The following is a 16,093-nucleotide window of genomic DNA, read 5'->3' on the forward strand; positions in this document are numbered from 1 at the left end:
CGCCGGCCCCCGTCCCGATCCCGCCGAGGAGATGCTGGACGTCGTCGACGAGGACGACCGCGTCACCGGGCAGGCCCCGCGCGGCGAGGTGTACGCGCGCGGGCTGCGCCACCGGGTCGTGTTCGTGCTGGTCCGGGACGCGGAGGGGCGGGTCTTCGTGCACCGCAGGACCGCCGCGAAGCAGGTGTTCCCCTCCCGGTACGACATGTTCGTCGGCGGGGTCGTGGGCGCGGGCGAGAGCTACGACGAGGCGGCGCTGCGCGAGGCCGAGGAGGAGCTCGGGGTGCGCGGACTCCCCCGTCCCGTCCCGCTCTTCCGGTTCCTGTACGAGGACGGCGGCGACCCGGCCCGCAGTTGGTGGTCGGCCGTCTACGAGGTCCGCTGCACCCTGCCCGTCGACCCGCAGGAGTCGGAGGTCGCCTGGTACGGCTTCCTGACGGACGAGGAGCTGGGCACGCGGCTCGACGGGCCCTGGGAGTGGGCGCCGGACGGCCTCCACGCGTACCGCAGGCTCCTCGCCCTCCCGAGCGGACGGCGCGGTTAGGGTGCGCAGCGTGAGCGGATGGGTACGCGGCCTGCGGCTGTGGTTCGCCCCGGCACGGGTCCGGGACGAGGGCGTGACACCGGACTACCGCTTCTCCCTCGCCAACGAACGCACCTTCCTCGCCTGGGTCCGGACCGCCCTCGCCCTGATCGGCGGCGGCTTCGCCGTCGACCAGTTCCTGCCCGACCTGCACCGGTCCGTCCGCGTCACCCTGGCCCTGGCGCTGATCGCCACGGGCGCGGTGTGCGCGGTGCGGGCGGTGAACCACTGGGTGCGCTGCGAGCAGGCGATGCGCCGCGGCGAGGATCTGCCCGTCTCCCGATTCCCCGCCCTGCTGGCCCTGCTGGTGGCGGCGGTGGCGGTGGTCATGGTGGTGGTCGTGGCGCTGGGGGACGTGTGAGGACGGCCCCGGAACGGGACCCGGGGCTCCAGCCGGAGCGCACCCGGCTCTCCTGGCGGCGCACCACGCTGAGCTGGACGGTGGTCGCCGTGCTCGCGGTACGGCAGGTGGTGGACGACGGCGTGAGGTGGGCGGGCGTGGTCGCCCTTGCCCTGTGCATGGCCGCGCTGCTGGCCTTCCTGGCGCTGGCGCACCGGCGGATCACGGCGATGGGCGCCGCCCGGCCCGCCCCGCTGACCCGGGCGGAGGCCCTGGGGGCGGTGGCGTGCACGCTGGCGCTGGCGGCGTTCGCCGTGGCCATCGTGGTCTGAACGGCGCTGTCCGGCGGGCCGGCTTGCTGCTTCGGCCGGCCGGCTGCTCGTGGGCGGCCGGCTGCCCGGCGGGCCGGGCAGCCGGTGGTGGGCCGGCTTTCGGGGCGCGCGGCCCGGTGAGGGGTGCCGGGGCCCGGGCCGGTCTAGCCTGGAAAGCGGCAGAACGCCGCATATCCCCCACATCAAGGTGAGCGTCATGACCGTCCTCCACCAGGAGCACCCCGCACACACCCACTCCCACGGCCCGGACTGCGGCCACACCGAGATCCGCCACGGCGACCATCTCGACTACGCGCACGACGGTCATCTGCACCGGGAGCACGAGGGCCACTGGGACGAGTGCGAGCCCGGCGAGCACGTGTCCCACAGCGGTCACGCCCATCGGCACGGCTCCGGCTGCGGCCACCCGGCGGTCGTCCACGGCGACCACGTGGACTACGTGCACGACGGGCACCGTCACGCCGAGCACGACGGACACTGGGACGACCACTGACCCGAGCGACCGGCCCGGCGGCGGCTCCGGCCGCCGCCGTCCTGTTTCCGGTCTCCGACCGGCGGCCCTACCCTCCCCCGGATGCCCCGACTGGCAGGCTCTGAGCGGCAGTCCACGCGACCGCACGCGACGACGACCGGCCGGCCCGCCGGACGACTCGTCAGGGGCGACCGCGCGCCCTCCACGGACCCGCACACCACCCGTCTCGCACCCGGGGTGCACGCCTGCATCCAGCCCGACGGCGGCTGTTGCCTGAGCAACGCGGGGTTCGTGAGCGACGGCGGCTCCATCCTGCTGATCGACACCGCCGCCACGGAGGCCCGCACGCGGGCCGTGCGCGCGTCCCTGCGCGCCACCGGCGCCGCGCCGCTGCACCCGGGCGGGGTGGCGCACACCACCGAGGACACGGCGGTGCACCTGCCCGACCGGGGCGTGGTGTTCACCGGTGACCGGTCTCCCAGGGCGGGACGCCGTTCGTGCCCACGGGGTCGCCGCGCGGTTCGCTGCGGGCCATGGAGGTGCTGCGGGCCCTGGACGCGGAGGTGGTCGTCCCCGGTCACGGGCGCGTGACCGACCCCTCGGTGCACGACGAGACCGAGCGCTGTCTCCGGATGTGATCCGCGCGGCGCTTCGGGGGGCGCACTGGACGACATACCGACTGGTCGGTCATCATGGTCGCGGCCCGGGCCGACCACCCGGCCCGCCGACCAGACCGCCCCCGGAGGTGCGCACCATGAGCCCAGCCCCACAGGGCCTCGATCCCGACTCGCTGCGCGGACATCTCGACCGCGTACGCCCCGGGCTGGTGAACGGCCCCCTCGACGCGACGATCGTGCAGGGCGGCCGGTCGAACCTCACCTACCTCGTCACCGACGGCACCGGCCGCTGGGTCGTCCGGCGGCCCCCGCTCGGGCACGTCCTCGCCACCGCGCACGACATGAAGCGCGAACACCGGGTCATCAGCGCGCTCGCCCCCACCGCCGTGCCGGTGCCCGAGCCGGTGCTGCTCTGCGAGGACGAGTCGGTGATCGGGGCGCCGTTCTACGTCATGGAGTACGTCGAGGGCACCCCGTACCGCACGGCCGAGCAGCTCGCCCCGCTCGGGCCGGAGCGGACCCGGGGCGCGGTGCTCTCCCTCGTCGACACGCTGGTCGATCTGCACGCCGTCGATCCGGAGTCCGTCGGGCTCGGCGACTTCGGCCGCCCCGAGGGCTTCCTCGACCGGCAACTGCGCCGCTGGGGGAAGCAGTTGGCCGCCTCGCGCGGACGGGAACTGGCGGGCGTGGACGAACTGCACGCCGCCCTGGGCCGGGAGCTGCCCGTCTCCCCGGCCCCGGCCGTGGTGCACGGGGACTACCGGCTGGACAACGTCCTGATCGGCGAGGACGACCGCATCCGGGCCGTGCTCGACTGGGAGATGTCCACCCTGGGCGACCCGCTGACCGACCTCGGGCTGCTCGTGATGTACAGCAGGCCGCTGGAACTCGCGGGCTCCCCCATCAGCACCACCGCGGGCGCGGCCGGGCACCCCGACCCGGCCGAGCTGATCGCGCGGTACGCGGAGCGCTCGGGCCGGGACGCCTCGGCCATCTCCTGGTACACGGCCTTCGCCTGGTTCAAGCTCGCCGTGATCCTGGAGGGCATCCACTACCGGTACACCCTGGGACAGACCGTCGGGCCCGGCTTCGACCGGATCGGCGACCTCGTCCCCGTCTTCATCGAGCACGGTCTCACCACCCTTCAGGAAGGCTGAGCAGCCATGGACTTCGCATTCGACGCCCGCACGGAGGAGCTGCGCGCCCGGCTGCTCGCCTTCATGGACGCGTACGTGTACCCGGCGGAGGAGGTCGAGCGGGAGCAGCGGGCCGCGCTCGCCTCGCCGTGGGACACCCCGGCGGTCGTCGAGGATCTGAAGGCCGAGGCCCGCCGCCAGGGCCTGTGGAACCTCTTCCTGCCGGACGCGGAGCACGGCGCCGGGCTCACCAACCTCCAGTACGCGCCGCTCGCCGAGATCACCGGCCGCAGCCCGCACCTCGCGCCGACCGCCCTCAACTGCGCGGCCCCGGACACCGGGAACATGGAGGTGCTGGCCCAGTTCGGCGACGACGAGCAGAAGAAGCGCTGGCTGGAGCCGCTGCTCGCCGGGGAGATCCGTTCGGCCTTCGCGATGACCGAGCCCGAGGTCGCCTCGTCCGACGCGACGAACGTGCGCACCCGGATCGACCGCGACGGCGACGCGTACGTGGTCAACGGCCGCAAGTGGTACATCTCCGGGGCGATGAACCCGCGCTGCGAGATCCTCATCGTGATGGGCAAGACCGACCCGGACGGCGACGACATCCGCCGCCAGCAGTCGATGATCCTGGTGCCCCGGGACACCCCGGGGGTCGAGATCCGCCGGGCCATGCAGGTGTACGGCTTCGAGGACCACTCCCACGGCGGCCACGCCGAGGTGGTGTTCACCGACGCCCGGGTACCGGCGGCGAACCTGATCGGCGAGCCCGGCAGCGGTTTCGCGATCGCGCAGGCCCGGCTGGGGCCGGGCCGGATCCACCACTGCATGCGCCTGATCGGCATGGCCGAGCGGGCGATCGAGCTGATGTGCCGCCGGGCCGTCTCCCGTGAGGCCTTCGGCAAGGCGCTGGCCCGGCAGGGCGTGGTGCAGAACTGGATCGCGGACGCGCGGGTGACGGTGGAGCAGCTGCGGCTGCTGGTGCTGAAGACCGCGTGGCTGATGGACACGGTGGGCAACAAGGGCGCGCACACCGAGATCCAGGCCATCAAGATCGCGACCCCGCGCGCGGTGGTCGACATCATCGACAAGGCGGTGCAGGTGCACGGCGCGGGCGGGGTGAGCCAGGACTTCCCGCTGGCGGACCTGTGGGCGGGGGCGCGGACCCTGCGGCTGGCGGACGGCCCGGACGAGGTGCACCAGCGCTCGCTGGCCCGGCGGGAGCTGAAGCAGTACCTGTAGGGGGCGCGTGTGCGGTGACGGGGCCCGGGTTCGCCCGGGCCCCGTCCGCGTCACCGGAGGTGCCCTGCCTGGGGGGCCGGGCCGGGGCCGGGGGCGGTTACGGGCGCAGCGCGCGCAGGAGAAGGTCCGCGAGGTGGTCGGCGACCTGCTGCTTGGTCAGGGGGCCGTCCGGGCGGTACCAGGTGGAGAGGTGGTGGACCGAGCCGAAGTGGTAGTCCACGACCAGGTCGGCCGGGGTGGCGGAGGAGAAGACGCCGCTGTGCTGCCCCTCCTCGACCAGCGCGCGGAAGCGCTCGTGGTAGCGGCGGCGCTCGGCGCGGACCTGCTTGTGCTTCTCCGGGCTCAGATGGTGCATCGAGCGGAAGAAGATCGCCGCGTCGTCGAGGTTGTCGATGGTGGTCACCACCACGTCCGCCGCGGCGCCCCGCAGGCGCTCCGCCACGGGCGCGTCGGCGTCCGCGTACGCGTCGAGGCGTTCCTGCTGGACGCGCAGGACCCGGGCGTAGACCTCCTGGAGGAGGTCCTCCTTGGAGCCGAAGTAGTGGTAGAGCGCGCCCTTGGTGACGCCGGCCGCCTCGACGATCTCCTGCACGGAGGTGCGGTCGTACCCCTGCTCCGCGAACAGCCGGGTGGCGGTGGCCAGCAGCCTCTGCGGTACGGGCGTGCCCTCCCCGTCCGTCGCCTTGGCCATCGCCGCCACCCGCCTTTCCGCTGTGCCTGTCGTCCGCCGCGCGGCTCCCGCGCGGTGGGGGTCGCGCCCCCTCGGCGCGGACCCCGCCCGAGGATCTTCCCATCCGCCCGGCCCGACGGCCGCCACCGGACCTCCGCGGGGACTCCGCGCGGCCTCCGCCCGGCCATCCGCCCGGCCTTCGCCGGGCGCCGGCCGGGGGCGGGCCTGGCGGCCGGGCCGGGTGCGTTCCGGGATGGCCGGTCAGGCGTCCCGGGTCTTCTCCCAGGTGCGCTGGATGTGGTTCATACCGCCGAGCCAGCGGTCGGGCTCGGTGGCCCGCGCCGCGTAGTAGCCGGCGACCTCGGGGTGCGGGAGGACGAGGAAGCGGTCCCCCCGCATCGCGTCGAAGAGGGCGTCGGCGACCGCCTCCGGCTCGATGGCGGTGGGCTGGAGGACGATGTCGCCCGCCGATCCGGTCGCGGCGAGCATGTCCGTGCGCACACCCTGCGGGCAGATGGCGTGCACCTTCAGACCCCGGTGGCGGTAGGTCAGCGAGAGCCACTCCGCGTAGGCGAGGGCGCCGTGCTTGGTGACGCTGTAGGGGGCCGCGCCGATCATGGTGAGCAGGCCCGCGGCGGAGACAGTGGAGACGAAGCGGCCGCTGCCGCGCTCCAGCCAGTCGGGCAGCAGGGCGCGGCTCGCGCGGACATGGGCCATCACGTTGACGTCCCAGGCGGCGGCCCACACGTCCTCGTCGGCGAAGGCGTCGCCGCCGGAGCCGAGTCCCGCGTTGGCACAGTAGACGTCGACGGTGCCGCCGAGGGCGTCGCGCGCCTCCTCGACGATGCCGGAGGCGTCGCCGGGCACGGCGGTGGCGCCGATCTCGTCGGCCACGGCCTTCGCCTTGGCGCCGTCGATGTCGTTGACCACGACCCGTGCGCCCTCGGCGGCGAACCGGCGGGCCAGCGCGGCCCCGATCCCGCCGCCCGCGCCCGTGACGACAACTCCCGCGCCCCGCACCGTACTCATCGTGTTCCGCCTCTCCCCTGCCGTGCTTCCCGCGGCGGGCCGGCCCGTGGGCGCCTGCCGTGCCGTGCCGGCCGTCGGTCTCCGGCCGGAAGGTCGGCCGGGATGGTCCGGCCAGAAGGTCAGACTAACCGGTCGGTATGTACGGGAGGAAGAGGGCGGCCGGGCGGCACGACGGGCGTGCCGGGGTCGTTCCCGGCGGCGGTCAGGAGCGCTAGCCTGCGTGGCCATGACAGACAGCGATCACGGAGGTGGCCCGATGGGACTGTCCAGACGGGGTCTGCTCACCGCGGGCACCGGCGCACTCGCCGCGACCGCCGCTGCTGCCCCGGGCGCCGCCGCCCAGGACGGCCGCGGCCCGCACGGCGGCCACGGGGCGTCCGCCGGACGGGTGCGCACCGGTTTCGAGCGGCTGGCCGCGAGCGGCTACGCGGCCCTGTCCGGTGAACGCGTCGGCGTGGTGACCAACCCCACCGGCGTCACCCGCGACGTGCGGCACATCGTGGATGTGATGCACGCCGACGACCGCGTGGACCTGCGCGCCGTTTTCGGTCCCGAGCACGGCTTCCGGGGCACGGCGCAGGCGGGCGGCTCCGAGGGCCGCTACGACGACCCGGCGACCGGGCTGCCGGTCTACGACACCTACCTGAAGAGCGGTCAGGAGCTGGCCGACATCTTCACCGCCTCGGGCGTGGACACCGTCGTCTTCGACATCCAGGACGCGGGCGCCCGCTTCTACACGTACATCTGGACCCTCTACGACTGCATGGAGTCGGCTGCGCGGGCCGGGAAGCGGTTCGTGGTGCTGGACCGGCCGAACCCGGTGACCGGGCGGGCGGCGCTCGGGCCGGTGCTGGACAAGGCGTTCGCGACCTTCGTCGGCCGGGAGCCCATCGCGCAGGCGCACGGCATGACGGTCGCGGAACTGGCGCTGCTGTTCAACGCGGAGTTCCTGGCGGCACGGCCGGTCGACCTGGAGACGGTCACCATGAAGGGCTGGCGGCGCTCGGACTTCTTCGACGCGACCGGGCTGCCCTGGGTGCCGCCGAGCCCCAACATGCCCACGCCCGAGACCGCGCTGGTCTACTCGGGCACCTGCCTCTTCGAGGGCACCAACCTCTCGGAGGGGCGCGGCACCACCCGCCCGTTCGAACTGCTGGGCGCCGAGGGGATCGACCGGCGCTGGGCCGAGGCGGCGAACGCGCTGGAGCTGCCCGGAGTGCGCTTCCGGGAGGCGTACTTCGCCCCGGTCTTCTCCAAGTTCCAGGGGAAGACCGTCGGCGGGGTGCAGCTGCACGTCCACGACCGGCAGGCGTTCGATCCGGTGCGGACCGGGATCGGGCTGCTGGTGACCGCGAAGCGGAGCTGGAGCGGCTTCGCCTGGCGGCCGGACAACTGGATCGACAAGCTCACCGGTTCGGCGTCGGTGCGCACCCTGATCGACGCGGGCGCGGACACCGACGAGGTGGTGGGGGCGTGGTCCGGCGACCTGGCCGCGTTCCGCCGCGTACGCAGGCGCCATCTGCGCTACTGACGCGGCGCCCCCGCCCGGTGTGCACCGACGGGGCCCCGGGCCGCCGTCTGCCCTCCGGGGTGGGGCGGACCCCACCCCGGGGACGGGGGCGTCCACCCTGGCCGCGCTCAAGGGCGTCCGGCCAGGGTGGAACCATGAACCGGTTACGACGCCACCCCCTGCGGCGGCATCTGCTGCTCCTCCTCTGCGCCCTCGCCCTGATCGCGCTCACCGCCCCGGCCCGCGCGCATCAGCGGGACGCCGACCCGGTGCGTGCCCTGGCCCGTGCCGCCCACCCGCTCTCCGATCTCCGGCCGCTGGAGCGGGCGATCGGCTGCGCGACGATCGTGGGGGTCGGCGAGGCGACGCACGGCTCCGCCGAGTTCTTCACCACCAAGCACCGGCTCTTCCGGCACCTGGTGGAACGCCGGGGCTTTCGGACCTACGCCCTGGAGGCCACCTGGAGCGCCGGCCTGCGGCTCAACGACTACGTGCTGCACGGCGACGGCGACCCGCGCACGATCATGCGCGAGGAGTTCCAGGAGTCGTATCTGATCTGGCACACCCGTGAGCACCTGGACCTGATCCGCTGGATGCGGGCGTACAACCTCCGCCACCCCGACCGGCCCGTCCAGTTCATGGGCAACGACCTCGCCCACGCGGGCACCCGGCTCTTCGACGAGGTGACCGCCTGGGTGGCCGAACACCACCCGCGTCTGCTGCCCGTGTTCGAGGACCGCTACCGCGCTTCCCGGCCACAGGGGAGCGTGCACGAGGCCGTCAAGCGCTCCCTGGCACGCCCCCTCGCCGAGCGCCGCGCCCTGGCCGCCGACGTCCAGGCGGCCCTCGCCCTGCTGGAGAGCCTGCCGCCCGGTCCGGACCGGAAACGCCACGCCCTGGTCCTCCAGCACGCGCGCGCCATCGCCCAGACCGGGACCGAGTTCTCCTTCGACCTGCACCAGCCGGCGGGCGCGGCCGCGGCCATGCGCTACCGGGACCGGGTGATGGCCGAGAACACCCTCTGGTGGCAGCGGCACACCGGCCACCGGATGCTGGTCTCCGCCCACAACGGCCACATCCGGCTGGAGACCAGCGACCCCGAGCGGTACCCGAAGGTCCAGGGCACCTTCCTGCGGGAGGCCGTCGGCACCCGGTACGCCGGCATCGGGTTCACCTTCGGCAGCGGCTCGTTCCACGCCCTCGACCTCACCGACCCGCAGGAGGCGCAGGGCACCTTCTCCGTCGGCCCTCCCCCGCCCGGGAGCAACGAGCACACGCTGGCGCGGGTTGCGGACCGCGACTGGTACCTGGACCTGCGGTCGGCTCCCCCGGCCGCCCGCGCATGGCTGGGAGTGACCCGTCCGACACGGGACATCGGCAACGCCTGGCCCGCCGAACCGGAACCGGTGCGCCTCCTCACGTCGTACGACGTCCTGATCCACCTGCACCGGGTGCGGGCGGCCGACCGGCTCTGAGGGCCGCCCGGGTATGGCCGTTTCCCTTCTTGCGCAGGATGCTGTCAGGAGGGGAAGAGGGAGGGGCGTGCCATGGCGGGGGCGGGTGTGCAGCCGTACCGGGAGGTCGTCTTCGACGCGGACGGCGATCTGCTGGAACCGTACGAGGGGCGGCCCGGCGGCGGGCCGGGCGAGGAGGGGGTCACCGACCTGGTGCTGTTCGCGCACGGGTGGAACAACACCCCGTCGACGGCACGGCGCCTGAACGCGGCGTTCTTCGCGGAGTTCGCCAAGTCGGCGGCGCAGACACCGCAGGCGCGGCTCGGCTACGGCGGGGTGCTCTGGCCGTCGATGCGCTTCGGCGACGAGCCGATACCCGACGTGGCCTCCCCCGCGCCGGGCGCGCAGCCGGCCGGGCCGGGGCTCGACCGGTGGACCCGGGAGGTGCTGGCCGGGCTGCACCCCGGCCACCGGGCGACCGTGCGCCGGCTGGCCCTGCTGCTGGACCAGCGGCCCGAGTCCCGGGCCGCCTTCGGCGAGTTCGGCCGGCTCGCCCGGCAGCTCGCGGCGGCCCCGCCGGGCGGCCTGGAGACGGGCTTCGCGGAGGACCTGCCGTCCGAGGAACAGGGCCCGCCCGCCGTCCTCTACGAGGACGCGCTCACCCTGTGCCGCCGCTTCGCGGACGCCCTCGACGCGGAACCGGGCGCGCCCCCCGGCCCGCCGTCCTTCACCGGCGACCTGGCGCCCGCGTGGCGGGGAGCCAAGGAACTGCTCCGGCAGACCACGTACTACGCGATGAAGCGGCGGGCCGGGGCGGTCGGCGAGATGGGGCTCGGGCCGCTGCTCGGGCGGCTGGCGCGCACCGCGCCGGGACTGCGGGTGCATCTCGTGGGGCACGGCCACGGCGCGCGCCTGATGGCCTTCGCGCTTCGGGGGCTGCCGGAGGGGGCGGAGAACGTCAAGTCCCTCGTCCTCCTCCAGGGGGCGCTGTCGCACTACGCGTTCGCCTGCGGGCTGCCGGGCGCCCCGCACAGCGGCGGTGCGCTGGCTGCCCTCCATGAGCGGGTGGACGGCCCGGTGGTGGCCTGCCACTCGCGGTACGACAGCGCGCTGGGCGTCTTCTACCCGCTGGCCGCCGGGCTCGCGGGCGACCCGGCCTCGGCGGTGCGGGCGGACCCCCGCTGGTGGGCGATGGGCCACGACGGCATCCCGGCCGAGACGGGCGCCGCCCGGATCACTCTGGCGGAGGCGCTGAGCGGGGCGCTGCCCCGGTCCGGGTGCGTGAGCGTGGACGCGGCACCGGTGGTCCGGCGCGGCGGGCCGCCCGCGGGCGCGCACAGTGACATCTGCCACGAGGAACTGGCCCGCGTGGTGCTGGCGGCGGGGCGCGTGGGGCGCTGAGAGGTGTCCGGCGGACCGGGCCGGGATCCGCCGCACACCGCCAGGGGTTGCCCGGGACCTGACGCACTCCGGGGGCGTGCACCAGGCGTACAAGGCTTCGACGGGGGTTACCCGAACGGGGGGAACGAGGGCACGGATCCGGCCCAATCCACCTCCGGGCATTTTCGACGGAGCCGGAACGGGCACTCCTACGTCCATTCCTCAACGCCGGTGTACGAGTGACGGAGGTGCCGGGACCATGGCAGGTTTCCGCAGTCTGGCAAGACAGGTGCGCGACCCGAGGTGCGACACGGCTCTGCGCAGGTACTCGCTGCGCAAGTGCCTGGAACGGTTCGCCCCCTACGGGCACAGGGCGACCTGGGACCATCTGTGCGCGAGGCACGGCATCGGACCGGAGGACCGGGACCCGGATCCGGCGCGGCTGGTGGCCGCGCTCGACGAACTGGAGGACGCCCGGGCGGTCTGGCTCGCCTACGAGGAGGACTTCGCCGACCGCCGCAAGCGCGAGAAGCACGAGGGGCTGCGCCGTCCCGGCCACATCGACGACTGGCACCGCAGGACCTGGGGCGGCCACGGGGTCGCCCGCTGCGACACCCCCGGCGAACACCCGACGCAGCCGCTGGGCGAGGTGCTGCGCCGGCTGATCCGGGCGCTGGAGGCGGACCCGGACGACGCCTGCCCGGTGTGCGGGGACACCCACATCGTGTGGCGGCACGGCCTGGAGCACGAGCCTTCCTCGGGCCCGGTCTGCACGGGCTGCGGAATCGTGGTGCCGCAGCCGGTGCTCACCCCCGAGGCGGTGGCCGCGGCCCGGCGGGCGGGACGCGGCGCGCTCGCCTCGGTCGCCTGACGCCCGCGGGGTCCCGGTGCCGGGCAGGGTTCCGGGGCCCGGGCGCACCGCCGCGCGCCCGCTCGCCCGCGCCGGTCGCCCGCGCCGGTCGGCGGCGCGGGGCGGCGGTCAGCTGTCGTCGCGTGCGGCCGGGCGCCGGCCCTCGGGCAGCAGCCGGGAGCCGGTGAGCCGTTCGCCGAAGACGTCGTCCGGGTTGGAGAGCACGCAGGTCTCCAGGGAGAGACAGCCGCAGCCGATGCAGTCGGTCAGGTGGTCGCGCAGGCGCCCCAACCGCTGGATGCGCTCGTCCAGTTCACTGCGCCAGGCCGCGGAGAGCCGTGCCCAGTCCTCGCGGTCGGGGGTGCGCTCCTCCGGCAGTTCGGCGAGGGCGTCGCGGATGGTGGCGAGCGGGATGCCGACCCGCTGCGCGGCCCGGACGAAGGCGACCCGGCGGAGGGTGTCCCGCGTGTAGCGGCGCTGGTTGCCGCTGGTGCGGCGGCTGGAGATCAGGCCCTTGGACTCGTAGAAGTGCAGGGCAGACACGGCCGCGCCGCTTCGCGCAGAGAGCTGGCCGACCGTGAGCTCGTGGATCTTCTCTGGAATCTGTGGCACTCCTCGAACCCTACGTCGCCATGGCGCCGACCGGTGCCGTCCGTTGACAAGCCGACACCCGCGCGACCATGCTGAGCAAGCGCTTGGACAGGCGGGGCACATGTCCCCGCGCGCGTGCGGACAACACGGCACGCGACGTCGAGAGACCGCCGAAACACCGCCGAGAGATCGCCGAGAGATCAGAGATCACTGAAAGGCAGGGACCAGGGACATGGCCGAGCCGAGGATCTTCACCTCCCCCGAGGAGCTGCGCGCCGGAGTCGGCGAGCAACTGGGCCACAGCGAGTGGCTGGAGGTCGACCAGAAGCGGATCGACCTGTTCGCCGAGGCGACCGGCGACGACCAGTGGATCCATGTCGACCCGGAGCGCGCGAAGACGGGCCCGTTCGGCACCACGATCGCGCACGGGTACCTCACCCTCTCGCTGCTGCCGATCCTCGTCCCCCGGGTACTGCGGGTGGAGGGCGTGAAGATGGGCCTCAACTACGGCTGCAACAAGGTGCGTTTCCCCGCGCCCGTACCCGTGGGGTCCCGGCTGCGCGCCTCGGCCGTCCTCCAGGACGTCACGGAGGCGGGCGGCGGCGTGCAGGTGACGGCCCTCGTCACGATCGAGCGCGAGGGCGGCGACAAGCCGGTGTGCGTGGCGGAGTCGGTCTCCCGCTACTTCTTCTGAACCATGCGCAGCACGAGGTCGGCGTAGAAGGCGCCGACCTCGTCGGGCGTGCGGCGGCCCTGGGTGTTGAACCAGCGGGCCACGTCGATGCAGAGGGAGAGGACGGCGACGGTGGTGCCCGGCACGTCGGGGACGTCGAACTCCCCGGCGGCCACGCCCTCCTCCAGGAGCCTGCGCACCACCGCGTCCGTCTCCCGCCGCAGTTCGATGATCTCCGCGCGGTGGGCCTCGCTCAGCGCGTCCAGCTCGTACTGGACGACCCGGGCGGTGGTGTGGCGTCCGGCGTGCCAGCGCACGAAGGACCGCACGGCGCCGGCGAGCCGCTCACTCGGGCTCCCCTCCCCCGCGTACGCGGCCGAGAGGATCTCCAGGGCCTTGTCGTGCCCGATCCGGCTGATCCGGTGGAGGAGCTCCTCCTTGGTCTTGTAGTGGATGTACAGGGCGGCCGGGCTCATCCCCGCGCGCCCCGCGATGTCACGCGTGGTGGTCGCGTGGTAACCGCGCTCGGCGAACGCCTCGACCGCGGCGATCAGCAGCTTCCGGGCGGCGTCGGGGGTGACCTCGTCCCACGGCTTCTCGTCGCCGGCCGCCGTCGCGGTCACCGCCGCGCCGCCGGTCACCGCGGAGCCGGCCGTCTCGCCGCCGGTCGCCGTCTGGTCCGCCGCTGTCATCACTCGCCCCTTCCCTGGCACAGGACGAACACCATACCCCGGCAGTGAGCGAGCGCTTAGCCCACGGGCGTCACGGTTCGGCTCCCGGGCCTGGGCTTGGGCGGGTCCGGCTCCCGGTCCGGGGGCGGTCCGGGTCCGGCTCCCGGTCCCGGGCCGCAGGACCGGCGGCGCCCGGCCCCGGCCCCGGGTCAGAGCTTCTGGAACGGGTCGTGCTCGGCGAGGAGCTTCTCCAGCCGGGCCTGGTCGACCCGGCTGACGATCTGCCCGGCCTCCTGGCGGTCCCGGACGACCTTGGCCAGGGTGAAGGCGGAGGTGGTGAGGTAGAGGACGGCGATGCCCATGAAGGCGCGAACCCAGCCGTCCGCGTCCATGTGGTAGATGCCGATGGCGACCGCGCCCAGGGCGATCGCGAAGGAGATCACGGCCTGACCGTAGTAGGCCGCCGTGTTCTGCTGCTTGACCGGTGTCTCACTCATGGGCACAGCATCGCGAGCGGTGACCCGCGCCACATGAGTGCGGGTACTCAGCCCGCGTACTCAGCCGACGTACCCGAGGACTCAACCTGCGCACGCGGAGGGCGCGTTCAGAACGCCGAGACCCCGGTGAGGGCCCGCCCGATGATGAGCTTCTGGATCTGGCTGGTGCCCTCGTACAGCGTCATCACCCGCGCGTCGCGCAGGAGTTTGCCGACCGGGTACTCGTCGATGTAGCCGTAGCCGCCGAAGACCTGGAGGGCGTTGTTCGCGGCGCGCACGGCCGCCTCGGAGGCGAAGAGCTTCGCCTTGGAGGCGGCGGTCGCGAACTCCCGTCCCCGGTCGACCAGATCGGCGACCCGCCAGGTCAGCAGCCGGGCGGCGTCCACGTCGACCGCGATGTCGCTGAGGAGTTCCTGCACCAGCTGGTAGCGGGCGATGGGCCGCCCGAACTGCTCGCGCTCGCCCGCGTACGCGACGGCCGCGTCCAGCGCGGCCTGGGCGATGCCGACGCAGCCGGCGGCGACCGACATCCGGCCCTTGGCCAGGGCGGACATGGCGATCGAGAAGCCCTTGCCCTCGGGGCCGAGCATGGCCGAGTCCGGCACCCGCACGCCGTCCAGCACCAGTTCGGCGGTGGCCTGGCCGCGCAGGCCGAGCTTGCCGTGGATCTCCCGGCGGGTGAGGCCCAGGGCGTCGGCGGGGACGAGGAAGGCGGAGACGCCCCGGTGGCCGGGGGTGTCGTTGGTGCGGGCGAACAGCAGGACGACGTCGGCCCAGGTGCCGTTGGTGATGAACATCTTGGAGCCGCTGATCAGCCAGTCGCCGCCAGAGGCGCCTCCGTCGCGGACGGCCCGGGTCGCCAGGCTCCCCGCGTCGGAGCCGGTGCCGGGTTCGGTGAGGCCGAAGCAGCCCACCGCGTCCCCTGCGGTCAGCCGCGGCAGCCAGGCACGCTTCTGCTCCTCGGTGCCGTACGCGGCGATCGTCTTGGCGACCAGCCCCAGCGAGACGGAGACGATCCCGCGCACCGAGGAGTCGCCGCGCCCCAGTTCCTCCGTGACCAGGCAGTAGGAGAGATGGTCGCCGCCGGACCCGCCGTACTCCTCGTCGACCGTGAGCCCGAGGAAGCCCAGCGCGCCGAGCTTCTTCACGATGCCCCGGTCGACGCTCTCGGTCCGGTCCCAGGCGACGACGTGCGGGGTGACCTCGCGGGCGACGAAGTCACGGGCGAGCCGCCGGACGGCCTCCTGCTCCTCACCGAGTTCCAGGTTCATGGGGCCCCTTCCCGGCCGTGCTCCGGATCGCGCTCCAGGTCCGTCCGACCACGTTTAACTACCACTGCTAGTTTATTGGGCGCAGGGCCTACTATGTGCCGCATGGCCCGACCGCGCAAGCCCCTTCTGAGCCGAGACCGCATCGTGGACGCGGCCTGCGCGCTGGTCGACGCGGAGGGGCTGGAGGCGGTCTCCACCCGCCGCCTCGCGGCCGAGCTGGGCGTCAGCGGCCCGTCCCTCTACAACCACTTCCGCAACAAGGACGAGATCCTGGACGCGGTCGCGGACGCGGTCAGCGCCCGTGTCGACCTGTCGATGTTCGACGAGGACGACCCGCGCGACTGGCGCACCGCCCTGCACGACTGGGCCCTCTCCTACCGGGCGGCCCTGCGCGCCCACCCCCACACCGTCCCGGTCCTCGCCCGGGGCCCGGGCCGCCGCCCGGCCGGCCTGAAGGTCGCCGACGCGGTCTTCGGCGCGATGGTCCGCGCGGGCTGGCCCCCCGCCCAGGCCACCCGCATCGGAGCCCTGATGCGCTACTTCATCACCGGCTCCGCCCTCGGCTCCTTCGCCGCCGGCTTCGTCGACGACGCGACCGCCTACGACCCCGCCGACTACCCCCACCTGGGCCACGCCCACCTCCTCGCGGAGCACCGAGAACAGGTCGACGAGGGCGCGTTCGAGACGGGCCTGACGGCGCTGCTCGACGGGCTGACCCTGCGGTACGAGGCGACGGCGGAGGCACGGCGGCCGGGCGGCTGATCCGGGGGCGGGG

General features: G+C 74.0%; 18 protein-coding genes and 1 pseudogene. 13 read left to right on the forward strand and 6 right to left on the reverse strand.

Annotated features, from left to right (window positions below; translation table 11 throughout):
* Window positions 1-31: 31 nt before the first annotated feature.
* The 7 genes and pseudogenes from C593_RS0119770 to C593_RS0119800 all read left to right on the forward strand — a co-directional run bounded on the left by C593_RS0119770 (window position 32) and on the right by C593_RS0119800 (window position 4,722).
* Window positions 32-544 (forward strand): NUDIX domain-containing protein, encoded by a 513-nt coding sequence (locus tag C593_RS0119770; protein ID WP_026277861.1) that lies wholly within the window; start codon window positions 32-34, stop codon window positions 542-544.
* A gap of 10 nt (window positions 545-554) precedes the next feature.
* Entirely contained in the window at window positions 555-944 is a 390-nt protein-coding gene (locus C593_RS0119775) for a DUF202 domain-containing protein (RefSeq protein ID WP_018849040.1), read from the forward strand.
* Window positions 941-1,255: a DUF202 domain-containing protein gene (locus C593_RS0119780; RefSeq protein WP_018849041.1), complete on the forward strand. Its 315-nt coding sequence runs from the start codon at window positions 941-943 to the stop codon at window positions 1,253-1,255. Before C593_RS0119775 ends, C593_RS0119780 begins: the two co-directional genes overlap by 4 nt.
* 196 nt (window positions 1,256-1,451) lie before the next feature.
* Complete coding sequence (locus tag C593_RS0119785) at window positions 1,452-1,748, forward strand: hypothetical protein (RefSeq protein ID WP_018849042.1); 297 nt, start codon at window positions 1,452-1,454, stop codon at window positions 1,746-1,748.
* Window positions 1,749-1,964: 216 nt separating this feature from the next.
* Window positions 1,965-2,359, forward strand: a pseudogene (locus C593_RS33875) (MBL fold metallo-hydrolase); the annotation flags it as partial.
* A 122-nt stretch (window positions 2,360-2,481) separates the two neighbouring features.
* Window positions 2,482-3,501, forward strand: coding sequence for a phosphotransferase family protein (locus C593_RS0119795; RefSeq protein WP_026277862.1), 1,020 nt, complete (start codon window positions 2,482-2,484; stop codon window positions 3,499-3,501).
* Window positions 3,502-3,507: 6 nt separating this feature from the next.
* On the forward strand, window positions 3,508-4,722 hold the full coding sequence (locus C593_RS0119800) for an acyl-CoA dehydrogenase family protein (RefSeq protein WP_018849045.1): 1,215 nt from the start codon (window positions 3,508-3,510) through the stop codon (window positions 4,720-4,722).
* Between the two features lie 97 nt (window positions 4,723-4,819).
* Here C593_RS0119800 and C593_RS0119805 read toward each other — a convergent pair whose 3' ends face one another.
* The gene (locus tag C593_RS0119805) at window positions 4,820-5,413 is read right to left on the reverse strand and encodes a TetR-type transcription factor C-terminal domain-containing protein (RefSeq protein WP_026277863.1); all 594 of its coding nucleotides are present in this window, start codon (window positions 5,411-5,413) and stop codon (window positions 4,820-4,822) included.
* Window positions 5,414-5,653: 240 nt separating this feature from the next.
* Window positions 5,654-6,421 (reverse strand): SDR family oxidoreductase, encoded by a 768-nt coding sequence (locus C593_RS0119810; RefSeq protein WP_026277864.1) that lies wholly within the window; start codon window positions 6,419-6,421, stop codon window positions 5,654-5,656.
* Window positions 6,422-6,677: 256 nt separating this feature from the next.
* On the opposite strand from C593_RS0119810, the gene C593_RS0119815 reads away from it, so the two are divergent.
* The 4 genes from C593_RS0119815 (at window position 6,678) to C593_RS0119830 (ending at window position 11,636) form a co-directional block, all read left to right on the forward strand.
* Entirely contained in the window at window positions 6,678-7,952 is a 1,275-nt protein-coding gene (locus C593_RS0119815) for a DUF1343 domain-containing protein (protein ID WP_018849048.1), read from the forward strand.
* A gap of 134 nt (window positions 7,953-8,086) precedes the next feature.
* Entirely contained in the window at window positions 8,087-9,406 is a 1,320-nt protein-coding gene (locus tag C593_RS0119820) for an erythromycin esterase family protein (RefSeq protein WP_018849049.1), read from the forward strand.
* A 72-nt stretch (window positions 9,407-9,478) separates the two neighbouring features.
* Window positions 9,479-10,786 carry a hypothetical protein gene (locus tag C593_RS0119825; RefSeq protein WP_018849050.1) on the forward strand — a complete coding sequence of 436 codons (1,308 nt, stop codon included), beginning with the start codon at window positions 9,479-9,481 and terminating at the stop codon, window positions 10,784-10,786.
* Between the two features lie 238 nt (window positions 10,787-11,024).
* Window positions 11,025-11,636 carry a hypothetical protein gene (locus C593_RS0119830; protein WP_026277865.1) on the forward strand — a complete coding sequence of 204 codons (612 nt, stop codon included), beginning with the start codon at window positions 11,025-11,027 and terminating at the stop codon, window positions 11,634-11,636.
* Between the two features lie 108 nt (window positions 11,637-11,744).
* Here C593_RS0119830 and soxR read toward each other — a convergent pair whose 3' ends face one another.
* Window positions 11,745-12,227 carry a redox-sensitive transcriptional activator SoxR gene (gene soxR, locus C593_RS0119835; RefSeq protein ID WP_026277866.1) on the reverse strand — a complete coding sequence of 161 codons (483 nt, stop codon included), beginning with the start codon at window positions 12,225-12,227 and terminating at the stop codon, window positions 11,745-11,747.
* 211 nt (window positions 12,228-12,438) lie between these two features.
* Here soxR and C593_RS0119840 point away from each other — a divergent pair, with 211 nt between their 5' ends.
* Window positions 12,439-12,900: a MaoC family dehydratase gene (locus C593_RS0119840; protein WP_018849053.1), complete on the forward strand. Its 462-nt coding sequence runs from the start codon at window positions 12,439-12,441 to the stop codon at window positions 12,898-12,900.
* On the opposite strand, the gene C593_RS0119845 is transcribed toward C593_RS0119840, so the two are convergent.
* The 3 genes from C593_RS0119845 to C593_RS0119855 all read right to left on the reverse strand — a co-directional run bounded on the left by C593_RS0119845 (window position 12,888) and on the right by C593_RS0119855 (window position 15,318).
* Window positions 12,888-13,571, reverse strand: a complete 684-nt coding sequence (locus C593_RS0119845) for a TetR-type transcription factor C-terminal domain-containing protein (RefSeq protein WP_018849054.1) — start codon at window positions 13,569-13,571, stop codon at window positions 12,888-12,890. The two genes, C593_RS0119840 and C593_RS0119845, sit on opposite strands and share 13 nt — an antisense overlap.
* Before the next feature lie 188 nt (window positions 13,572-13,759).
* On the reverse strand, window positions 13,760-14,047 hold the full coding sequence (locus C593_RS0119850; RefSeq protein ID WP_018849055.1) for a YiaA/YiaB family inner membrane protein: 288 nt from the start codon (window positions 14,045-14,047) through the stop codon (window positions 13,760-13,762).
* A 107-nt stretch (window positions 14,048-14,154) separates the two neighbouring features.
* On the reverse strand, window positions 14,155-15,318 hold the full coding sequence (locus C593_RS0119855) for an acyl-CoA dehydrogenase family protein (protein WP_018849056.1): 1,164 nt from the start codon (window positions 15,316-15,318) through the stop codon (window positions 14,155-14,157).
* Between the two features lie 102 nt (window positions 15,319-15,420).
* On the opposite strand from C593_RS0119855, the gene C593_RS0119860 reads away from it, so the two are divergent.
* Window positions 15,421-16,080, forward strand: coding sequence for a TetR family transcriptional regulator (locus C593_RS0119860; protein ID WP_026277868.1), 660 nt, complete (start codon window positions 15,421-15,423; stop codon window positions 16,078-16,080).
* The last annotated feature ends 13 nt before the right edge of the window (window positions 16,081-16,093 follow it).

It is taken from the genome of Streptomyces sp. CNT372 (assembly GCF_000377145.1).